Origin of the sequence: Pseudomonas sp. 13B_3.2_Bac1, from assembly GCF_025466205.1 — a bacterium.
Taxonomy (GTDB): Bacteria; Pseudomonadota; Gammaproteobacteria; order Pseudomonadales; family Pseudomonadaceae; genus Aquipseudomonas; species Aquipseudomonas fluorescens_H.
Genome location: NZ_JANLOG010000118.1, coordinates 1 through 18,633, shown reverse-complemented (window position 1 = coordinate 18,633; position 18,633 = coordinate 1). Strand labels below are relative to the sequence as shown.

Sequence of the window (18,633 nt, the reverse complement as noted above, 5' to 3'; positions counted from 1 at the left end):
CACGGCTAACGAAGATTATTTCGACAGAAACCGCATCCCTTCCTCAAGCCCGCGCAGGGTCAGCGGATACATCTGATCCTCGATCAAATCGCGCACGATATTGGTCGACGAGGTATAGCCCCAGGTGTCCTTCGGATACGGGTTGATCCAGATGAGCTTCTTGTACTTCTCCATGAAGCGCTGCATCCACACATAACCCGGCTCTTCGTTCCAGTGCTCGACGCTGCCGCCGGCCTGGGTGATTTCGTAGGGCGCCATGGCGGCGTCACCGATGAAGATCACTTTGTAGTCGGCGCCATACTTGTGCAGCAGATCCTGCGTCGAGAAACGCTCGGACGTGCGGCGCATGTTGTTCTTCCACACCGACTCATAAATGAAGTTGTGGAAGTAGAAGTACTCCAGATGCTTGAACTCGGTCTTGCAGGCCGAAAACAATTCCTCGCAGATCTTCACGTGCGCATCCATCGAGCCGCCGATGTCGAACAGCAGCAACAGCTTTACCGTGTTGCGCCGTTCGGGGCGCATCTGGATATTCAGCAGGCCGGCGTCCTTGGCGGTGTGGTCGATGGTGCCGTCGATATCCAGCTCTTCCGCCGCACCCTGACGGGCGAACTTGCGCAAGCGACGCAGGGCAACCTTGATGTTGCGCGTGCCCAGCTCCACCGAATCGTCGAGGTTCTTGTACTCGCGCTGATCCCAGACCTTGACCGCTTTGCCCTGACGCTTGCCGGCGTCGCCGACCCGAATACCTTCCGGGTTGAAGCCGCCGGAACCGAATGGGCTGGTGCCGCCGGTGCCGATCCATTTGTTGCCGCCGGCGTGACGTTCCTTCTGTTCTTCCAGACGTTTCTTGAACTCTTCGATCAGCTTGTCCAGGCCGCCGAGGGACTGGATCGCCGCGCGTTCCTCATCAGTCAGCGAACGCTCGAATTCCTTGCGCAGCCAGTCTTCGGGAATCAGCGCCTGCAAGTGATCGTCGAGCTTTTCCAGGCCATTGAAGTAGGCGCCGAACGCGCGGTCGAACTTGTCGAAATGCCGTTCGTCCTTGACCAGAATCGCCCGCGACAAGTAGTAGAACTCGTCCATGTCGGCGAAAGTCACGCGCTGTTTCAGCGCGTTGATCAGGTCGAGCAGCTCGCGCACCGACACCGGCACCTTGGCGGCACGCATTTCATTGAACAGGTTGAGCAGCATGACGATGCCCTTATCGAGAGCCGCGACGGCTCATGAATGCCAGGCGCTCAAGCAACTGCACGTCCTGTTCGTTCTTCACCAGGGCGCCGGCAAGTGGCGGAATGGCCTTGGTCGGATCGCGTTCGCGCAGCACCGCTTCGCCGATGTTGTCGGCCATCAGCAGCTTCAGCCAGTCCACCAGTTCGGAAGTCGACGGCTTCTTCTTCAGCCCCGGCACCTTGCGCACGTCGAAGAACACGTCCAGCGCTTCGCTGACCAGATCCTTCTTGATGTCCGGGTAGTGCACATCGACGATTTTCTGCAGGGTACTGCGATCCGGGAAGGCGATGTAATGGAAGAAGCAGCGGCGCAGGAAGGCGTCCGGCAGCTCTTTCTCGTTGTTCGAGGTAATGATGATGATCGGGCGCTTCTTGGCCTTGATGGTCTCGTCGATTTCGTAAACGTAGAACTCCATCTTGTCGAGTTCTTGCAGCAAGTCGTTGGGGAACTCGATGTCGGCCTTGTCGATTTCGTCGATCAGCAGAATCACCCGCTCTTCCGACTCGAAAGCCTCCCACAGCTTGCCCTTCTTCAGGTAGTTGCGCACATCGTGGACTTTTTCGTTGCCCAGTTGCGAGTCGCGCAGACGGCTGACCGCATCGTACTCGTACAGACCCTGATGGGCCTTGGTGGTGGACTTGATGTGCCAGGTGATCAGCTTGGCGCCGAACGATTCGGCCAGTTGCTCGGCGAGCATGGTCTTGCCGGTGCCCGGTTCGCCCTTGACCAGCAGCGGCCGCTCCAGGGTGATGGCGGCGTTGACCGCCAGCTTCAGGTCATCGGTGGCGACGTAGGCCTGGGTGCCTTCGAACTTCATCTGCTAATCCTCGAACGATAACGCCGACCTGCACGGGCAGGGCGGGGGGCGAAAAAATCGGATGCCCCGACTATAACGCGCAGCCCGGTCGACTGTGAACGCAGACGGCTTATTCAGTCTCTGAATGGAGCGTCACATGTTGACTCAGTTTCGGCCGATAGCCAGCATTCAGGGCTTGCTGATTTAGCGATAGCCTCCAGGATGCCCACTAAATCTGTGGCGAGGGAGCTCGCTCCCGCTGGGCTGCGAAGCAGCCCATTATCTGATGAAGGACGTGCATGATGTTACCGATGAAACGCCCCCGCCTGTCGGCGGTTCGTGTCTGGTCTGATTTTTGTCTGGAACTGACCTTTATCGATGATCAGCGATGGGTGGTCGATTTGAGTCAAGATCTTCAAGACGGTCCAGGACTCCAGCCATTGCTGGACCCTGAGATATTCGCCTCTGTAATCCTGGGCGATCACGGCTGGAGTGTGGAATGGCCGGAACCGGATATTCAGATCGGCGCAGATACACTCTATTTGGAAATGCTGGCGCAGCGCTCTAGCCCGCATCCGGCTTAGGCCGCTCATACCGCGCATTAAAGGCTTGAATGAAACCATTGCGCAAAATCTGCAAAAATGCTTCGAACGCGCTGATGTTTTGCTGGTGCACGTTGCCACTGAGTTCGACCTTGGTGGCGAACTGGTTTTTCGCCTGGTTCTTCAGCACGGTTTCCGTGCCGCCGACGATGGCCTCCCAGACTGAGCGGAAGATGCTCTTGTCCTTGTTTTCGACGTCCTGTTGCCAGTTGAACACTTCGACGTCGCGCAGCAACGGTTTGATGTAGCCAGTGACCTGGGCTTTTTTCGCCTGGGCTTCGATGACCACGTCACCATGCCCGGCGTTGAAGTCGAACTTGCCGTAGGCCGAGGCGAAGTCGTTCAAGCGCTTGAGTTCGATGTCGCGGGCACGCAGGCGGAACTGGAAGTCCTCGAAATTGCTCAGCGGATCGAAAGTCGCCGTGGTTTCCAGCGGTGCCTGGCCGAGCAGTTTGGCCTTGCCTTCGAAACGGGCGTCGCGTTTACCCTGTTTGTCGACCACGTTGGTCAGGTTGTAGATGCTCGCTTCGACATTGCTGGCGTTCATGTTGACCGGCGGTTTGGAATTGAAATTGCGGAAACTGATCTTGCCATCGTGGATCTGTACTTCGTCGAGGGTGATCGGCAGCAGCTTGCCCAGTTGTGCCCGCCAGTCAGTGCCTTTACCGGTCTGTGAATTCTGTTTGTTGGGGCCGCCATCGACGAAGTTGATCTCGGGATTGAAGAATTGCACCTGCGCTACCACGGCATGGTCGTACCACAGCGAGTGCCAACTGACCGCCAGATCGATCACGGGCGCGTTGACGAACGGCACCGGTACCTTGCCGTCGACCTTGACGATTTTCAGGCCGTTAATCCGGTAGGCGCCGCGCCACAGGGCCAGATCGACGTCGGTGACCTGGCCACGGTAATCGCCCATGTCGGCCAGTTTGTCGTTCAAGTAATCGCGCACCACGTAGGGCAGGGCGATGTGCAGGACGATCAGCAGCACAACGACGACGGCAAAAATCCCTAATGGCCAGCTGTAGCGACGCTTCATGGCAACAATTCCCGAACGATGTAAGCGATTGACTGTAGCGCGGCGCAGACGTTCGACCCGACTGGACTGTGCCCGGCAACAGGCATACCTTGAAAGGCTGAATTCAACGCTGCATAAGGACCCAGCCATGAGCCGTATTTTCGCTGACAACGCCCATTCCATCGGCAATACGCCGCTGGTGCAGATCAACCGCATCGCGCCGCGCGGCGTGACCATCCTGGCCAAGATCGAGGGGCGCAACCCCGGTTATTCGGTCAAGTGCCGGATCGGCGCGAACATGATCTGGGACGCCGAAAGCAACGGCAAACTCAAGCCGGGCATGACCATTGTCGAGCCGACATCGGGCAATACCGGCATCGGTCTGGCCTTCGTTGCCGCCGCCCGTGGTTACAAATTGATGCTGACCATGCCGGCCTCGATGAGCATCGAGCGGCGCAAGGTGCTCAAGGCACTTGGCGCAGAACTGGTACTGACTGATCCGGCCAAGGGCATGAAAGGCGCGATCGAGAAGGCCGCCGAAATCGTTGCCAGCGACACTGGCAAATACTTCATGCCATCGCAGTTCGATAACCCGGCCAACCCGGCGATCCATGAAAAAACCACCGGCCCGGAAATCTGGAACGACACCGACGGCGCCGTTGATGTGCTGGTGGCCGGGGTCGGGACCGGCGGAACCATCACCGGGGTTTCGCGGTATATCAAGAATACCCAGGGCAAACCGATTCTATCGGTGGCGGTGGAGCCGGTGTCTTCGCCGGTGATCAGCCAGGCACTGGCGGGCCAGGAGATCAAACCGAGCCCGCACAAGATTCAGGGGATTGGCGCCGGTTTCGTGCCGAAAAACCTTGACCTGTCGATGGTCGACCGGGTGGAGCAGGTCACCGACGAAGAGTCCAAGGCCATGGCACTGCGCCTGATGCAGGAGGAGGGGATCTTGTGCGGTATCTCTTGCGGCGCGGCCATGGCCGTAGCAGTGCGTCTGGCGGAGACCCCGGAAATGCAGGGCAAGACCATCGTGGTGATTCTGCCGGACTCCGGTGAGCGTTATCTGTCGAGCATGCTGTTCAGCGATCTGTTCACGGAACAGGAGAATCAGCAGTAATCGAATTGATGCAGATCAGTCGGGATTCAGGAACCTTATGCTAATAAATGCTTTGTTGCGCAATTCTTAACACTGAATCTTTGGTTCGGCGGGTGTTGCCCCACGCCGGTAGTGTTTATCATTGCCGGCTGCCATGCCTGGTGAAGGGCCATGCGCAGCGTTGTCTTTATTCAAGGAGTCGTTGATGACCTTTTCGTTAGCCGCCAAGGTGTTGGTGTTGCTGCTGTTTGTGGGCAGCATCCTCTATGTGCATTTGCGCGGCAAGGCGCGTCTGCCGGTACTGCGTCAGTTCGTCAATCACTCGGCGCTGTTCGCTCCGTACAACGCGCTGATGTACCTGTTCTCCGGCGTTCCGTCCAAGCCGTATCTGGATCGCAGCAAGTTCCCGGAACTTGACGTGCTGCGCGATAACTGGGAAACCATTCGCGACGAGGCCATGCACCTGTTCGACGAGGGCTATATCCGCGCCGCCGAGAAGAACAATGACGCCGGTTTCGGCTCGTTCTTCAAGAAGGGCTGGAAGCGTTTCTACCTCAAGTGGTACGACAAACCGCTGCCATCGGCCGAGACTCTGTGCCCGAAAACCGTGGCGCTGGTCAGTGCGATCCCTAACGTCAAAGGCGCGATGTTCGCGCTGTTGCCGGGTGGCAGCCACCTGAACCCGCACCGCGATCCGTTTGCCGGTTCCCTGCGCTATCACCTGGGCCTGTCGACGCCGAACTCCGACGACTGCCGGATCTTCGTTGACGGTCAGGTCTACGCTTGGCGCGACGGTGAAGACGTGATGTTCGACGAGACCTACGTGCACTGGGTCAAGAACGAAACCGATCAGACCCGCGTCATTCTGTTCTGTGACGTCGAACGACCACTGAGCAACCGCCTGATGACTCGCATCAACCGCGCCATCAGCGCCTGGCTGGGACGTGCCACCGCCCCGCAGAACCTTGACGACGAACGTGTCGGTGGGATCAACCAGGCTTACGCCTGGAGCAAGAACTTCAGCGACCGGTTCAGCGGCGTGGTCAAGCAGTGGAAGCGCCGCAATCCCAAGGCCTACCGCGTCCTGCGCCCGGTGCTGGCAGTGGTGGTGTTGACGTTGCTGGGGTATTGGCTGTTTGGTTGAAGCCGGATGTTGAAATGAAAAAACCGCTCCTTGTGAGCGGTTTTTTATTATCTGTGAGTCAGCGGCGCCCGGCGAGAACGTTGGGTTCGTCTTCAATGCCTGCAATCAGTAGCTGCAGAAAGCGCTGCTGATTGGCTGATAGCCCGGATGACACAATCTTTTCTTCTGTTTTGATTGATCTTTTCTTAGCGGGGGATTTCTTGACTGATTTGCGCATGCTCCCTCCCTCATTGATCATTACTTGAGCTGTTTTCACGATACTTTACTCTCCACTGCGAGGACAAGACGACCTTCCAAATCAAATTTGAAGCCGAGCTTTGTATAAACAGGAATTGCTCCCTGCATCGGCTCCTGGACTTCAATGAACTTGCTGCCGATTATTTGGGCGAACTCATCGATGACCATCATTGCCAAGGTTCCGATACGATTTTTCAGTGGGTGAGAATCTCCGGGTCGCCCTTCCAATCGTACGATTCGAATACGTTGGCGGCTTTTGTTCGGATTGACGAAACACAGTCCGCAGAGCTGTTCTTCGAACCAGATCGCGATATCCAGCGACAGGGGTTCTCGTGATTTCCATGCGGCAACCTCTCGCCAGCAAAAAAGTGGATTCTCCCAGAGCTCGAACGCGCTCAGTGCTATGGCGTCGATGGCTTCGAAGCGTACTTTTGACAAGTCTTGCCGCGCTGGTAGCTGCAATAGAGCTTTGGCGATGCTTGCCTGTTTCCTGGCCTGCGACCTGTGCAACTGATACCGCAAATTCGTCCGTTCCCTTGGCATGTGATTTCGAGCATTCCCTGTCTCCCCATCAATGGGCCTATCCGTTGCTCATCAGCCTATGCGCCAGCCTTCGACCTGTCCCTGCTGGCCCTTTGTCCAAATCATTGCAATCCATGTCCCGCGCTGGTTATAGTCGGCGCTCGTGAATCAGCTGATTCACTCTCCAAACCCTTCAAAAAAGATCAGCCCCAATGCCTGCATCCCTCATCAACGCGGTAGTCGATTCAGCGGTCAACGCTGGCGTCGTGCCGTGCGGGAATCAGCAGCCAGGGCAGATCAGTCATTACCCTCCACCTGTCAGTAGCACGCCGGTGTGCGCCGTCGTATCACCGCCGGGCGTTGGCGTTTCGGGCTGATCGGCATTCATTGCTGACCCCTGCGCCCGCCAGAAAAACCTACTGAATTTTCAGCTTCGGCTGAGTTGGCTATTGGCCTGACTACAGGTGGTATTCATGTTTGTCCTTTCGAAAAAATCCGCGCTCGCGGCGACGTCCACGAGCCTGTTCGTTCTGCTGTGGAGCAGCGGGGCGATCTTCTCCAAATGGGGGCTGGCCCACGCCTCGCCCTTTGCCTTTCTGCTGATTCGCTTTGTGATCGCCCTGTGTGGGTTGCTGCTGTTGGCGCCGCTGCTCAAGTTGAGGCTGCCCAAGGGCGGTCGGCCGATGCTGTTTGCGATGGCTACGGGCGTGGTGTTGTTGGGGGCCTATCAGATTTTCTATCTGCTGGCGCTCAACACCAAAGTCACGCCGGGGGTGATGGCGACCCTCATGGGCGTACAGCCGATCCTCACTGTGGTGTTGATGGAACGCCAGCGCTCGGCGAGCCGGATGTTCGGTCTGGCGCTGGGGCTGGCCGGGTTGATCATGGTGGTTTATCAGGGGATCGGGCTGGCGGGGATGTCCTGGGCAGGGATGCTGTTCGGTCTGCTGGCGCTGGCGAGCATGACCCTCGGCTCGATCATGCAGAAACGCATCACCGACAATCCCCTCGGTACGCTGCCGGTGCAGTACCTGGCCGGGCTGTTGCTGTGCGGGATCTTTGTGCCGTTTCAGCCGTTCCACTTTGAACACAACGCAGGTTTCATCGTGCCGGTGTTGTGGATGGGGCTGGTGGTGTCGGTGCTGGCGACGCTGTTGCTGTATCGCCTGATCGCCCGCGGCAATCTGGTGAATGTCACCAGCCTGTTCTATCTGGTGCCAGCGGTGACGGCGGTGATGGACTACCTGATTTTCGGTAATCGTCTGGCGGCGTTGAGTGTGCTGGGAATGCTGTTGATCATTGTCGGTCTGGCGTTTGTGTTCCGTAAAACTGCTTGAAAACCTTCAGGCCAACCCGGGCATTTTCAGTGTCTGGGCCGGCCTCTTCGCGAGCAAGCCCGCTCCCACCATTGGAATGCATTCCTCCTGTGGGAGCGGGCTTGCTCGCGAAGACTGACTTGTTAACGCCGCAAATCAGCGGACGGTTACGGCAGCGGGCTTCACCACCGCAGGCTTCAACACCAACCACAACGCCAGCGCAATCAACACCCCGCCATAAACATGCGCCATCGACAATGGCTCATCCAGCAACAGCGCCCCCCACAACACGCCGAACGGCGGGATCATGAAGGTCACGGTCATCGACTTCACCGGGCCGATCGAACTCATCAGGCGGAAATAAATGATGTAGGCGAACGCGGTGCAACCCAGGCCCAGGCCCAGCAGCGACAGCCAGACACTCCAGCCACCCCAGCTCGCCGGGGGCTGCGTGATCACGCTGTAGCCGAACAACGGCAACAGGAACAACGTCGCGCCGAGCATGCTGCCCACGGCCGAAAGCCGGCTGTCGAGGCCACCGGCATGATCCAGCCAGCGTCGCGTCAGGAACCCGGCAAAGCCGTAGCAGGTGGTGGCGAGCAGGCAGGCGAGGGCGCCCATCAGCAGTTGCAGATCGAATGCCACGGGACCGGCGCGGGTCAATACGCCGACGCCGAACAGACCGAGGAATACGCCGCCAAATTTGGCCGCGGTGAGCTTTTCACTGAAAAACAACGCGCCAATCAACACACCCATCAATGGCGTGGTGGCGTTGAAGATGGCCGAGTAACCGGCCGGCAACACTTGGGCCGCGACCGAGTACAGCGTCGCCGGAATCCCCGAGTTGATTACCCCCAGCAGCATCACCGTTTTCAGCTTTCCCTTGAAATCCCAACTGATGCGCATCAGGCCGAGAATCACCAGCAGCCCCACAGCCGCAATCGATACGCGAAAGAACGCGGTGGGAATGGTGCCGATCACCGGGGCGATGATGCGCATGAACAGAAAGCTCGCACCCCAGATCGCTGCCAGCGACAACAAACGAAAGATATCGACAGGGCTCACGGTGGGCACTCCTTCCTTGATGGGGACGAGAGTGTTGCCGAGCGCCCCGACGATGGCAACCGCTAAACGGGCATTTAATTTCGCACTCAGAGTACGAAACGCGTCACCAGACCATTGAGGTCGATCGCCAGCCGTGACAGTTCCTGACTGGCGGCAGAGGTCTGGGTGGCACCGGCGGCGGTTTGGGTCGAGAGGTCGCGGATGGTCACCAGATTCTGGTCAACCTCACGCGCCACCAGCGCCTGTTGTTCGGCGGCACTGGCGATTACCAGGTTGCGCTGGTTGATCTGCGAAATCGACGCGGTGATTTTCTCCAGGGCCTGACCGGCACTGTTGGCCCGACGGAGTGTGTGGCTGGCTTGCTCGGCACTGCTTTGCAGCGCTCCGACGGTGGCACCGGTGCCTTGTTGGATACTGCTGATCATCAACTCGATTTCTTCGGTGGAGTTCTGCGTGCGTTGTGCCAGCGAGCGCACTTCATCGGCGACCACCGCAAAGCCGCGTCCGGCTTCACCGGCGCGCGCCGCTTCGATGGCGGCGTTGAGCGCCAGCAGGTTGGTCTGCCCGGCGATGCCGCGAATCACCTCCAGCACCTTGCTGATGTCCTGGGCCTGCGTGGCCAGGCCTTCGGCTTGCTCGGAGGCGCCGAGTACCGCGCCGACCAGTTCCTGGATCGAACTGATGGTCTCGCTGACCTGCACATGGCCATGCTTGCTGTCCTCGTTCGAGGCTTCGGACGCCTCGGCGCTGGACACCGCGTTGGCGGCAACTTCATCCACCGCCGTGCTCATCTCGGTGACGGCCGTGGCGGCCTGCTCGATCTGGTCGTTTTGCTGTTGCAGGCCACGGGTGCTCTGTTCCATCACCGAACTCATTTCCTCGGCGGCGGAGGCCAGTTGTTGCGCCGATTCGCTGATGCCCCGGATGGTCGAGCGCAGATTGCCTTGCATCTCGGCGAGGGCCGAGAGCAACTGCGCCGCCTCATCGCGACCGTTGTCGGCGATCTGGCCGCTGAGATCGCCGGCGGCAATTTTTTGCGCGACGTTCAGCGCCTGATTGATCGGTGTAGTGATGCTGCGGGTCAGCAGCCAGGCGAGCAGCAGGGTGGCGATCAGGGCGACAACGATGATCGTCGCGACAATCCACAGCGCTCGCTGGTACATCGCAGCCGCGGCCCGGGCGGCGGCTTCAGCGCCTTGCTGGTTAAGGCTGATCATCTGCTCCAGAGTCTTGTCGAGCACTTTGCCCTGCGGGGCCAGATCATTGTTCAGGCGGTTGTAGGCCTGTTCGTTTTGCCCAGCGTCAATCTGGCTGATGATCTGGTCGAGAATGCTCAGGTACCGGGTGATGTCGGCGTTCAAACCGTCGAGCATCATGCGTTCCTGATCGCCGGCGAGTAAGGCTTCATGGCTTTTCAGGCGTTTGAGCAATTCTTCGCGCTGCACCTGGATCAGACCTTTACTGCGCTCACGCACGGCCGGTTGGGTGCTGGTGATCAGGCGCAGAGATTCGAGGCGGATGCTGGCGATATTCGCCGCGGCGTCATGAATGCTTTCGATACTCGGCATCCACGATTCTTCGATGACCGCGGCGCTTTCACGCAGGGTTTTCATTTGACCCAGGCCGAACAGGCCAACGATCACCAGCAGACCGGCCAGCACGGCAAAACTCAAACCAGCGCGCAAACCGATGCGCAGATTGCGGATAGACATCAAAGTGCTCCTTGATCTATGGGGGAGAGGTCGTCCTCGTGGGCCGAGGATCTTGTTGTGGGGCGGGTGCTGGCGGGCTGTATATCAAAGTGCCACTATTTTGGTAAGACCAATCGGTACGCTCTCCTGCCCCGCAATTGCCAACAGGGGCAAAGCCGCAAGCCAGAGGCCTGACCTGGTGATTGGATCCGAAAGCCAGAGAATTCGCGGTCTGGCGCGGGAATGCCGAGCAGACCGAACGAGTGATTAATTGACCGAACGGTCATCTGAAAAAACTTTGATAAAAACTGTGTCGCTGTACAACGCTGACGCGCATTTGGCAGAAATTGCACTTCTCCTGCGCGTGCATCCGTGGCTAAGCTCAGGCACAGATTTCCACATGCACGCAGAGGTCTCATCTATGCCGCAGCAATGGCCAGCCGCCGACATCGCCCGCATGATCCTCGATGGCTTTGACGATTATCGCGAGCATTTCCGGCGGATTACCGACGGTGCCCGCGAGCGCTTCGAGCAGGCACGCTGGCAGGAGGCGCAGACCGCGTCGGCGGCGCGGATCAACCTCTACGAAGAAAAGGTCGGCGAAACCATCGCCCGCCTGCGCGAGCATTTCGACGATGAGACGCTGATGAATGTCAGCAGTTGGCCGCTGGTGAAAAGCGCCTACATCAGCCTTATCGACCTGCGCTTCGACGATGAGCTGTCCGAGACCTGGTACAACTCGATCTTCTGCGGGCTGTTCAGCCACGACCTGATCAGCGACGGCTGCATGTTCATCCACACCACCCGGCCGAGCCTGCGCCGCGCCCGGGCTGCGCAAACCCGCACCTACAAGCCGCAAGGGCAGCTGTCGTCGATGCTCGCCAGCATTTTTGCCGACTATCGCTTCAGCGAGGATTACGCCGATCTGCCCGGCGACCTGCAGCGCCTCGAAGCACAGTTGCGCGAGAACCTGCCGGACTGGGTGTGCAAGGATCCGGAGCTGAGCGTCGAGCTGTTCTCCTCGGTGCTGTACCGCAACAAGGGCGCGTATCTGGTCGGGCGCATCTACACCCGCGACGAGCAGTGGCCGCTGGTGATTCCATTGCTGCACCGTGAGGGTCGGGGGATTCAGATCGACGCGCTGATCACCGACGAAGCCGACGTGTCGATCATCTTCTCCTTCACCCGTTCCTATTTCATGGTCGATGTGCCGGTGCCGGCGGAGTTCATCGGCTTCCTGCGGCGCATTCTGCCGGGCAAGCACATCGCCGAGCTGTACACCTCGATCGGCTTCTACAAGCACGGCAAATCCGAGTTCTACCGGGCGCTGATCAATCATCTGGCCAACACCGACGACCAGTTCATCATGGCCCCCGGCGTGCGCGGCATGGTCATGAGCGTGTTTACCCTGCCGGGCTTCAACACCGTGTTCAAGATCATCAAGGACCGTTTCTCGCCGTCGAAAAACGTCGACCGGGCGACGGTGATCGAGAAGTACCGACTGGTGAAAAGCGTCGACCGGGTCGGGCGCATGGCCGATACCCAGGAGTTCGCCGATTTCCGTTTTCCGCTGAGCAAGTTCGATCCGGCATGTCTGGAAGAACTGCTTGAGGTCGCGCCGTCGACGGTCTCGGTCGAAGGCGACACGGTGCTGATCCGCCACTGCTGGACCGAGCGCCGCATGACCCCGCTCAACCTTTACCTGGACAACGCCAACGAAGCTCAGGTGCGCGAGGCACTGGAGGATTACGGCCTGGCGATCAAGCAACTGGCGGCGGCCAACATTTTTCCCGGCGACATGCTGCTGAAGAACTTCGGCGTCACTCGTCACGGCCGGGTGGTGTTCTACGACTACGACGAGATCTGCTTTCTGACCGAAGCCAATTTCCGTCACATCCCGGCGCCGCGCACACCTGAAGACGAAATGGCCTCGGAACCGTGGTACTCGATCGGGCCGCTGGATGTGTTCCCGGAAGAGTTTCCGCCGTTCCTGTTCGCCGATGCCGGGCAGCGCAAACTGTTCGATCAGTTGCATGGCGAGTTGTATAACGCTGATTACTGGAAGGGTTTGCAGGAGGCGATTCGGGCGGGGAAAGTCATCGATGTGTTTCCTTATCGGCGTAAAGGCCTCGACAACGAATAACTCCCAAGTGAACACAGTGTGGTGAGGGGATTTATCTTGTGGCGAGGGGATTTATCCCCGATGGGGTGCGAAGCCCCCCCCCAAAAACCATTCAACTCAGACGCTTCAGATTGACTTTCATATCCGGTCGGCGGCTGCTGCGCAGCCGATCGGGGATAAATCCCCTCGCCACAAGAGCACCTCGCAGTCGTGTTCAGTGATGCAAATCTGCGACAATCGCCCCCCTGCATAAACAGACGACCGAATTGCGTACCCGATGACCGACGAATCGCCCTCCATCGACAAACTGCTGAAAAACCTCGATCACGCCATGCTCGCCGACCGTCACCGGCTGCGGCGGCAGTTGCTCGAGCTGCGCAAGAAGCCCGACGAGGCCAAGCTGGCCCAGTGGGTGGCGCGCATGCAGGCGTCCTGCGATCAAGTGCTGGCGCGCCGTGCCAGCCTGCCGGTGATTCGTTACGACGACAGCCTGCCGATTGCCGCCAAGCGCGATGAGATCAAGGCTGCGCTGGAGAAGCATCAGGTCCTGATCATCGCCGGCGAAACCGGCTCGGGTAAAACCACCCAGTTGCCGAAAATCTGCCTGGAAATCGGTCGCGGTCAGCACGGTTTGATCGGTCACACCCAGCCGCGCCGAATTGCGGCGCGCAGCGTTGCCAGCCGGGTGGCCGAAGAACTCGGCACACCGCTGGGTTCGCTGGTCGGCTATCAGGTGCGCTTCGAAGATCAGAGCGATTCCAACACCCTGATCAAACTGATGACTGACGGCATCCTGCTGGCGGAAACCCAGAACGATCGCTACCTCGAGCGCTACGACACGATCATCGTCGACGAAGCCCACGAACGCAGCCTGAACATCGACTTCCTGCTCGGTTACCTGAAAACCCTGCTGCCGCGTCGCCCGGATCTGAAGGTCATCATCACCTCGGCAACCATCGATCTGGAGCGCTTCTCCAAGCATTTCGATGATGCGCCGATTGTCGAGGTGTCCGGGCGGACTTTCCCGGTGGACACCTGGTATCGCCCGCTGACCCTGGAGCAGGACGAAGAGGGCAACCGCGTCGAGGACGACCTGACCGTGGATCAGGCGATCCTCGCCACCCTTGACGAAATCGCCGCCTATGAGCGCAGCGAGCGCCGCAGCCCCGGCGATGTGCTGGTGTTCCTGCCCGGCGAGCGCGAGATTCGCGACGCCGCCGACATGCTGCGCAAAGCCCAACTCAAGCACACCGAAATCCTGCCGCTGTACGCGCGCCTGTCGCCGGCGGAGCAGCAGCGGATTTTCCAGTCGCATCCGGGGCGGCGCGTGGTGCTGGCAACCAACGTCGCCGAGACTTCGTTGACCGTGCCGGGCATCCGTTACGTGATCGACAGCGGCACCGCGCGCATCAGTCGCTACAGCTATCGCGCCAAGGTGCAGCGCCTGCCGATCGAAGCGATTTCCCAGGCCAGCGCCAATCAGCGTAAAGGTCGCTGTGGCCGGGTCGAGCCGGGGATCTGTGTGCGGCTGTACAGCGAGGAAGATTTCCTCGGTCGCCCGGAATTCACCGATCCGGAAATTCTGCGTACCAACCTTGCCGCCGTGATCTTGCAGATGCTGCATCTGCGCCTCGGCGAGATCACCGCGTTCCCGTTCATCGAACCGCCGGACGGCAAGGCGATCAGCGACGGTTTCAACCTGCTGCAAGAACTCTCGGCGGTGGATCGCAACAGTCAACTGACCCCGCTCGGTCGCCAGTTGGCGCGCCTGCCGGTGGACCCGCGCATGGGCCGCATGCTGCTCGAAGCGGCGAAGCTCGGCAGCCTGCAGGAAGTGCTGATCGTCGCCAGTGCCATGTCGATTCAGGACCCGCGCGAGCGTCCGCCGGAGCGTCAGCAAGCAGCGGATCAGGCCCATGCACAATGGAAAGATCCCGATTCGGACTTCGCCGGACTGGTCAATCTGTGGCGTGGTTTTGAAGAGCAGCGCCAGGCGCTGACCGCCAGCCCGCTGCGCAACTGGTGCCGGAAGAATTTCCTCAATTACCTGCGCCTGCGCGAGTGGCGTGATTCCCATCGCCAGTTGAGCCTGATCTGCCGTGACATGCAGCTGAGCCTCAACAAGGAACCGGCGGATTACCCGAAACTGCACAAAGCCGTGCTGGTCGGCCTGCTCAGCCAGATCGGCCAGAAAACCGAGGACGGCGATTACCTCGGCGCCCGTCAGCGGCGTTTCTGGATTCACCCGTCGTCGGGCATCGGCAAGAAGCGTCCGCAGTGGCTGATGACCGCCGAACTGGTAGAGACCACCAAGCTCTACGCGCGCATGGTCGCCAAGATCGACGCCGACTGGATCGAGCCGCTGGCCGGGCACCTGATCAAGAAAAATCACTTCGAACCGCACTGGGAAAAGAAGCGCGGCCAGGTCGTGGCCTACGAGCAGATCACCCTGTTCGGGCTGATCGTGGTCGGCCGTCGCCCGGTGCATTACGGCCCGGTGGATCCGCAGGTCTCGCGCGAGCTGTTTATCCGCGAAGGCCTGGTGCGTGGCGAGATTCAGTCGAAAGCCAAGTGCCTGACCGCCAACAAGCAGTTGCTCGAACAGCTCGACGAGCTGGAGGCCAAGGCTCGGCGCCGCGATATTCTTGCCGACGAAGAAACCCTGTACGCGTTCTACGATGCGCGCTTGCCGGCGGAGATTCACCAGACCGCGACCTTCGACAGTTGGTATCGGGTCAACAGCCAGAAAGACCCGCAACTGCTGATCATGCGCGAAGAGGACGTGCTGGCCCGCGAGGCCAGTGAAGTCACCGCGCGCGACTACCCGGACACGCTGCACATTGGTGATCTGGAACTAGCGCTCAGCTACCACTTTGAACCCAATCACCCGCGCGACGGCGTGACCCTGCGCGTGCCGGCGCCGCTGTTGCCAATGCTGCCGCCGGAACGCCTGGAATGGCTGGTGCCAGGGCTGATCGAGGCCAAGTGCATTGCGCTGGTGCGCAATCTGCCGAAAGCCCTGCGCAAGAACTTCGTGCCGGTGCCGGACTTCATCAAGGCGGCGTTGCAGCGCATGACCTTCGCCGAAGGCTCGCTGCCGCAAGCGCTCGGTCGCGAGTTGCTGCGCATGACTGGCGCGCGGGTCAGCGATGAGGCGTGGGCGGAAGCCGCGCAGCAGGTCGAAAGCCATCTGCGGATGAACCTGGAAATCGTCGACGGCCAGGGCAAGTTCCTTGGCGAGGGCCGCGATCTGGCCGAGCTCACCGCGCGTTTCGCCGAAGCCAGCCAGGCGGCTTTGGCAGTGCCGCAGAGTGCGAAAAGTCAGCAACCGGTGGAGGCCAAGGTCTTCGCCCCGGTGGCGGAAAAGACCCAGCAGAAGATTGCCGGGCTGTCTATGACGGTCTATCCGGCGCTGGTGGAAGAGGGCGGCACAGTCAAGGAAGGGCGCTTCTCGACCCCGGCCGAAGCCGAGTTCCAGCATCGCCGCGCCTTGCAGCGGCTGCTGCTGCAGCAACTGGCGGAACCGGCGAAGTTCCTGCGCAGCAAACTGCCGGGCATCACTGAGCTGGGCCTGCTCTATCGCGAGTTGGGCCGGGTCGATGCGCTGGTCGAAGACATTCTGCTGGCCAGCCTCGACAGCTGCATTCTGGAAGGCGAAGACCCGTTGCCCCGTGACGGCGCCGGGCTGGCGGCATTGGCCGAACGCAAGCGCGGCAGCTGGACCGAACACGCCGAGCGCGTGGCGCGGCTGACGCTGGAGATCCTCAAGCTGTGGCACGGTCTGCAAAAGCGCTTCAAGGGCAAGATCGATCTGGCTCAGGCTGTGGCGCTGAATGACATCAAGCAGCAAATCAGCAACTTGGTGTATCCGGGTTTCGTCCGGGAAACGCCGATGCAATGGCTCAAGGAGTTGCCGCGTTATCTGAAGGCGGTCGAGCAGCGTTTCGAGAAACTCGGTGCGCAGGTGCAGAAGGATCGAGTCTGGAGCGGCGAACTGGCCGGCCTCTGGACGCAATACCAGACCCGCGCCGCCAAGCATGCGCAGGAAGGCAAACGCGATCCGCAGCTGGAGCTGTACCGCTGGTGGCTGGAGGAATACCGGGTGTCGCTGTTCGCCCAGCAGTTGGGGACGAAAGCACCGATCTCGGACAAACGGCTGAGCAAGCAGTGGAGTCAGGTCGAGGCCTGATCCATAGCCTTGCACAATCCCTCTTGTGGGAGCTGGCTTTTGTGGAGAGGGGATTTATCCCCGATGGGCGGCGAAGCCGCCCCACAAGTGACCCTCTCAGTTCATCAGTTTTGATGAGTGTGCTGATTTGGCGACTGCTTCGCAGCCGATCGGGGATAAATCCCCTCGCCACACAGACAAGACCCCACCTTGGAAGAAGCGTTGTGCTTGAGAAAGGCGCCAAAACCTTGGGTTTATGGCAAACTTCGCGACCATAAATGCCGTTTTCGCGACCCAGAGCCTTCGGCGAGTTCGCGGATCGGACTAAAAGATGCCAGGTCAGCGTCCCCGGACGGGAATAGACCCTTTGTGTGTTGGTACGTCGGTGCCAGCGCTTTCTGCCTGAACAGATTAGAGAAACGACCATGCATAACGTCGTCATCAGCGGCACCGGCCTGTACACCCCGGCCAACAGCATCTCCAACGAAGAGCTGGTGCAGTCTTTCAATACCTATGTTGCGCAGTTCAACGCCGACAACGCCGACGCCATCGCCCGCGGTGAAGTCCAGGCGCTGACCGAATCCAGTGCTGCATTCATCGAAAAAGCCTCGGGCATCAAGAGCCGCTTTGTCATGGACAAGGACGGCATCCTTGATCCTGCGCGCATGGCCCCGCGCCTGCCGGAGCGTTCCAACGACGAATGGTCGGTCCTGTGCCAGATGGCTATCGGCGCCGCCGAACAGGCGCTGCAACGTGCCGGCAAGACCGCTGCCGACATCGACGGCGTGATCGTCGCCTGCTCCAATCTGCAACGCGCTTATCCGGCCATCGCCATCGAAGTCCAGGAAGCGTTGGGCATTCAGGGTTTCGGTTTCGACATGAACGTGGCTTGCTCCTCGGCGACCTTCGGCATCCAGGCCGCGGCCAACAGCGTGCAGCTGGGCCAGGCCCGGGCGATCCTGATGGTCAACCCGGAAGTCTGCACCGGTCACCTGAACTTCCGTGACCGCGACAGCCACTTCATCTTCGGTGACGCCGCGACGGCGGTAATCATCGAGCGCGCTGACCTGGCGACGTCCAAACACCAGTTCGACGTGGTCAGCACCAAACTGCTGACCAAGTTCTCCAACAACATCCGCAACAACTTCGGCTTCCTCAACCGCGCGGCGGAAGAGGGCATCGGCGCCCGCGACAAGCTGTTCGTGCAGGAGGGCCGCAAGGTGTTCAAGGACGTCTGCCCGATGGTCGCCGAGCTGATCGGTGAGCACCTGGAGGAGAACAAACTCAACGTCGGCGACGTCAAGCGCTTCTGGCTGCACCAGGCCAACCTGAGCATGAACCACCTGATCGTGCGCAAGCTGCTGGGCCGTGAAGCCACCGAAGAAGAAGCGCCGGTTATTCTCGACACCTACGCCAACACCAGCTCTGCCGGGTCGGTGATTGCCTTCCACAAATATCAGGACGATCTGGCCAGCGGTTCGCTGGCGGTATTGAGCTCGTTCGGCGCCGGTTACTCGATCGGTAGCGTGATTCTGCGCAAGCGCTGAGTGCGCTTGAAAAGATCGCAGCCTGCGGCAGCTCCTACACTGATCTCTGTAGGAGCTGCCGCAGGCTGCG

13 protein-coding genes and 1 pseudogene are annotated in these 18,633 nt (G+C 59.9%); 7 read left to right on the top strand and 7 right to left on the bottom strand.

Going from position 1 to position 18,633, the window contains the following annotated elements:
- Positions 1 to 15: 15 nt before the first annotated feature.
- Positions 16 to 1,194, bottom strand: a complete 1,179-nt coding sequence (locus NTD85_RS20535) for a vWA domain-containing protein (protein ID WP_003222635.1) — start codon at positions 1,192 to 1,194, stop codon at positions 16 to 18.
- 10 nt (positions 1,195 to 1,204) lie between these two features.
- A complete protein-coding gene (locus tag NTD85_RS20530; RefSeq protein ID WP_003222636.1) occupies positions 1,205 to 2,050 on the bottom strand; it encodes an AAA family ATPase in 846 nt (281 codons plus the stop codon).
- Positions 2,051 to 2,331: 281 nt separating this feature from the next.
- On the opposite strand from NTD85_RS20530, the pseudogene NTD85_RS20525 reads away from it, so the two are divergent.
- Positions 2,332 to 2,598: pseudogene (locus NTD85_RS20525) on the top strand (DUF2442 domain-containing protein); the annotation flags it as partial.
- On the opposite strand, the gene NTD85_RS20520 reads toward NTD85_RS20525, so the two are convergent.
- Positions 2,594 to 3,670, bottom strand: a complete 1,077-nt coding sequence (locus NTD85_RS20520; protein ID WP_003222643.1) for a DUF748 domain-containing protein — start codon at positions 3,668 to 3,670, stop codon at positions 2,594 to 2,596. The pseudogene NTD85_RS20525 and the gene NTD85_RS20520 overlap by 5 nt on opposite strands.
- A gap of 127 nt (positions 3,671 to 3,797) precedes the next feature.
- On the opposite strand from NTD85_RS20520, the gene cysK reads away from it, so the two are divergent.
- Together cysK and NTD85_RS20510 are read left to right on the top strand one after the other, a co-directional pair.
- A complete protein-coding gene (cysK, locus tag NTD85_RS20515; protein ID WP_262143065.1) occupies positions 3,798 to 4,772 on the top strand; it encodes a cysteine synthase A in 975 nt (324 codons plus the stop codon).
- Between the two features lie 184 nt (positions 4,773 to 4,956).
- Positions 4,957 to 5,895 (top strand): aspartyl/asparaginyl beta-hydroxylase domain-containing protein, encoded by a 939-nt coding sequence (locus NTD85_RS20510; protein WP_103521574.1) that lies wholly within the window; start codon positions 4,957 to 4,959, stop codon positions 5,893 to 5,895.
- Positions 5,896 to 5,953: 58 nt separating this feature from the next.
- On the opposite strand, the gene NTD85_RS20505 is transcribed toward NTD85_RS20510, so the two are convergent.
- Entirely contained in the window at positions 5,954 to 6,112 is a 159-nt protein-coding gene (locus NTD85_RS20505) for a hypothetical protein (RefSeq protein ID WP_003222649.1), read from the bottom strand.
- Positions 6,113 to 6,147: 35 nt separating this feature from the next.
- Complete coding sequence (locus NTD85_RS20500; RefSeq protein ID WP_262143064.1) at positions 6,148 to 6,675, bottom strand: hypothetical protein; 528 nt, start codon at positions 6,673 to 6,675, stop codon at positions 6,148 to 6,150.
- A gap of 452 nt (positions 6,676 to 7,127) precedes the next feature.
- On the opposite strand from NTD85_RS20500, the gene NTD85_RS20495 reads away from it, so the two are divergent.
- Positions 7,128 to 7,991, top strand: coding sequence for a DMT family transporter (locus NTD85_RS20495; RefSeq protein ID WP_262143063.1), 864 nt, complete (start codon positions 7,128 to 7,130; stop codon positions 7,989 to 7,991).
- Positions 7,992 to 8,126: 135 nt separating this feature from the next.
- On the opposite strand, the gene NTD85_RS20490 is transcribed toward NTD85_RS20495, so the two are convergent.
- Together NTD85_RS20490 and NTD85_RS20485 are read right to left on the bottom strand one after the other, a co-directional pair.
- Entirely contained in the window at positions 8,127 to 9,035 is a 909-nt protein-coding gene (locus tag NTD85_RS20490; RefSeq protein WP_103484433.1) for a DMT family transporter, read from the bottom strand.
- Positions 9,036 to 9,121: 86 nt separating this feature from the next.
- Entirely contained in the window at positions 9,122 to 10,747 is a 1,626-nt protein-coding gene (locus NTD85_RS20485) for a methyl-accepting chemotaxis protein (protein WP_103521577.1), read from the bottom strand.
- Between the two features lie 400 nt (positions 10,748 to 11,147).
- Here NTD85_RS20485 and aceK point away from each other — a divergent pair, with 400 nt between their 5' ends.
- The 3 genes from aceK (at position 11,148) to NTD85_RS20470 (ending at position 18,563) form a co-directional block, all read left to right on the top strand.
- The gene (gene aceK, locus NTD85_RS20480; protein ID WP_003222658.1) at positions 11,148 to 12,869 is read left to right on the top strand and encodes a bifunctional isocitrate dehydrogenase kinase/phosphatase; all 1,722 of its coding nucleotides are present in this window, start codon (positions 11,148 to 11,150) and stop codon (positions 12,867 to 12,869) included.
- Positions 12,870 to 13,125: 256 nt separating this feature from the next.
- On the top strand, positions 13,126 to 17,037 hold the full coding sequence (gene hrpA, locus NTD85_RS20475) for an ATP-dependent RNA helicase HrpA (RefSeq protein ID WP_201138469.1): 3,912 nt from the start codon (positions 13,126 to 13,128) through the stop codon (positions 17,035 to 17,037).
- Positions 17,038 to 17,441: 404 nt separating this feature from the next.
- A complete protein-coding gene (locus NTD85_RS20470) occupies positions 17,442 to 18,563 on the top strand; it encodes a beta-ketoacyl-ACP synthase III (RefSeq protein ID WP_262143062.1) in 1,122 nt (373 codons plus the stop codon).
- The last annotated feature ends 70 nt before the right edge of the window (positions 18,564 to 18,633 follow it).

Coding starts and splice junctions, on each gene's coding strand:
- NTD85_RS20535 (WP_003222635.1), bottom strand. CDS start 1,194: ATGCTGCTCAACCTGTTCAATGAAATGCGTGCCGCCAAGGTGCCGGTG.
- cysK (WP_262143065.1), top strand. CDS start 3,798: ATGAGCCGTATTTTCGCTGACAACGCCCATTCCATCGGCAATACGCCG.
- NTD85_RS20505 (WP_003222649.1), bottom strand. CDS start 6,112: ATGCGCAAATCAGTCAAGAAATCCCCCGCTAAGAAAAGATCAATCAAA.
- NTD85_RS20470 (WP_262143062.1), top strand. CDS start 17,442: ATGCATAACGTCGTCATCAGCGGCACCGGCCTGTACACCCCGGCCAAC.
- NTD85_RS20530 (WP_003222636.1), bottom strand. CDS start 2,050: ATGAAGTTCGAAGGCACCCAGGCCTACGTCGCCACCGATGACCTGAAG.
- NTD85_RS20485 (WP_103521577.1), bottom strand. CDS start 10,747: ATGTCTATCCGCAATCTGCGCATCGGTTTGCGCGCTGGTTTGAGTTTT.
- NTD85_RS20500 (WP_262143064.1), bottom strand. CDS start 6,675: ATGCCAAGGGAACGGACGAATTTGCGGTATCAGTTGCACAGGTCGCAG.
- NTD85_RS20520 (WP_003222643.1), bottom strand. CDS start 3,670: ATGAAGCGTCGCTACAGCTGGCCATTAGGGATTTTTGCCGTCGTCGTT.
- NTD85_RS20495 (WP_262143063.1), top strand. CDS start 7,128: ATGTTTGTCCTTTCGAAAAAATCCGCGCTCGCGGCGACGTCCACGAGC.
- NTD85_RS20510 (WP_103521574.1), top strand. CDS start 4,957: ATGACCTTTTCGTTAGCCGCCAAGGTGTTGGTGTTGCTGCTGTTTGTG.
- aceK (WP_003222658.1), top strand. CDS start 11,148: ATGCCGCAGCAATGGCCAGCCGCCGACATCGCCCGCATGATCCTCGAT.
- hrpA (WP_201138469.1), top strand. CDS start 13,126: ATGACCGACGAATCGCCCTCCATCGACAAACTGCTGAAAAACCTCGAT.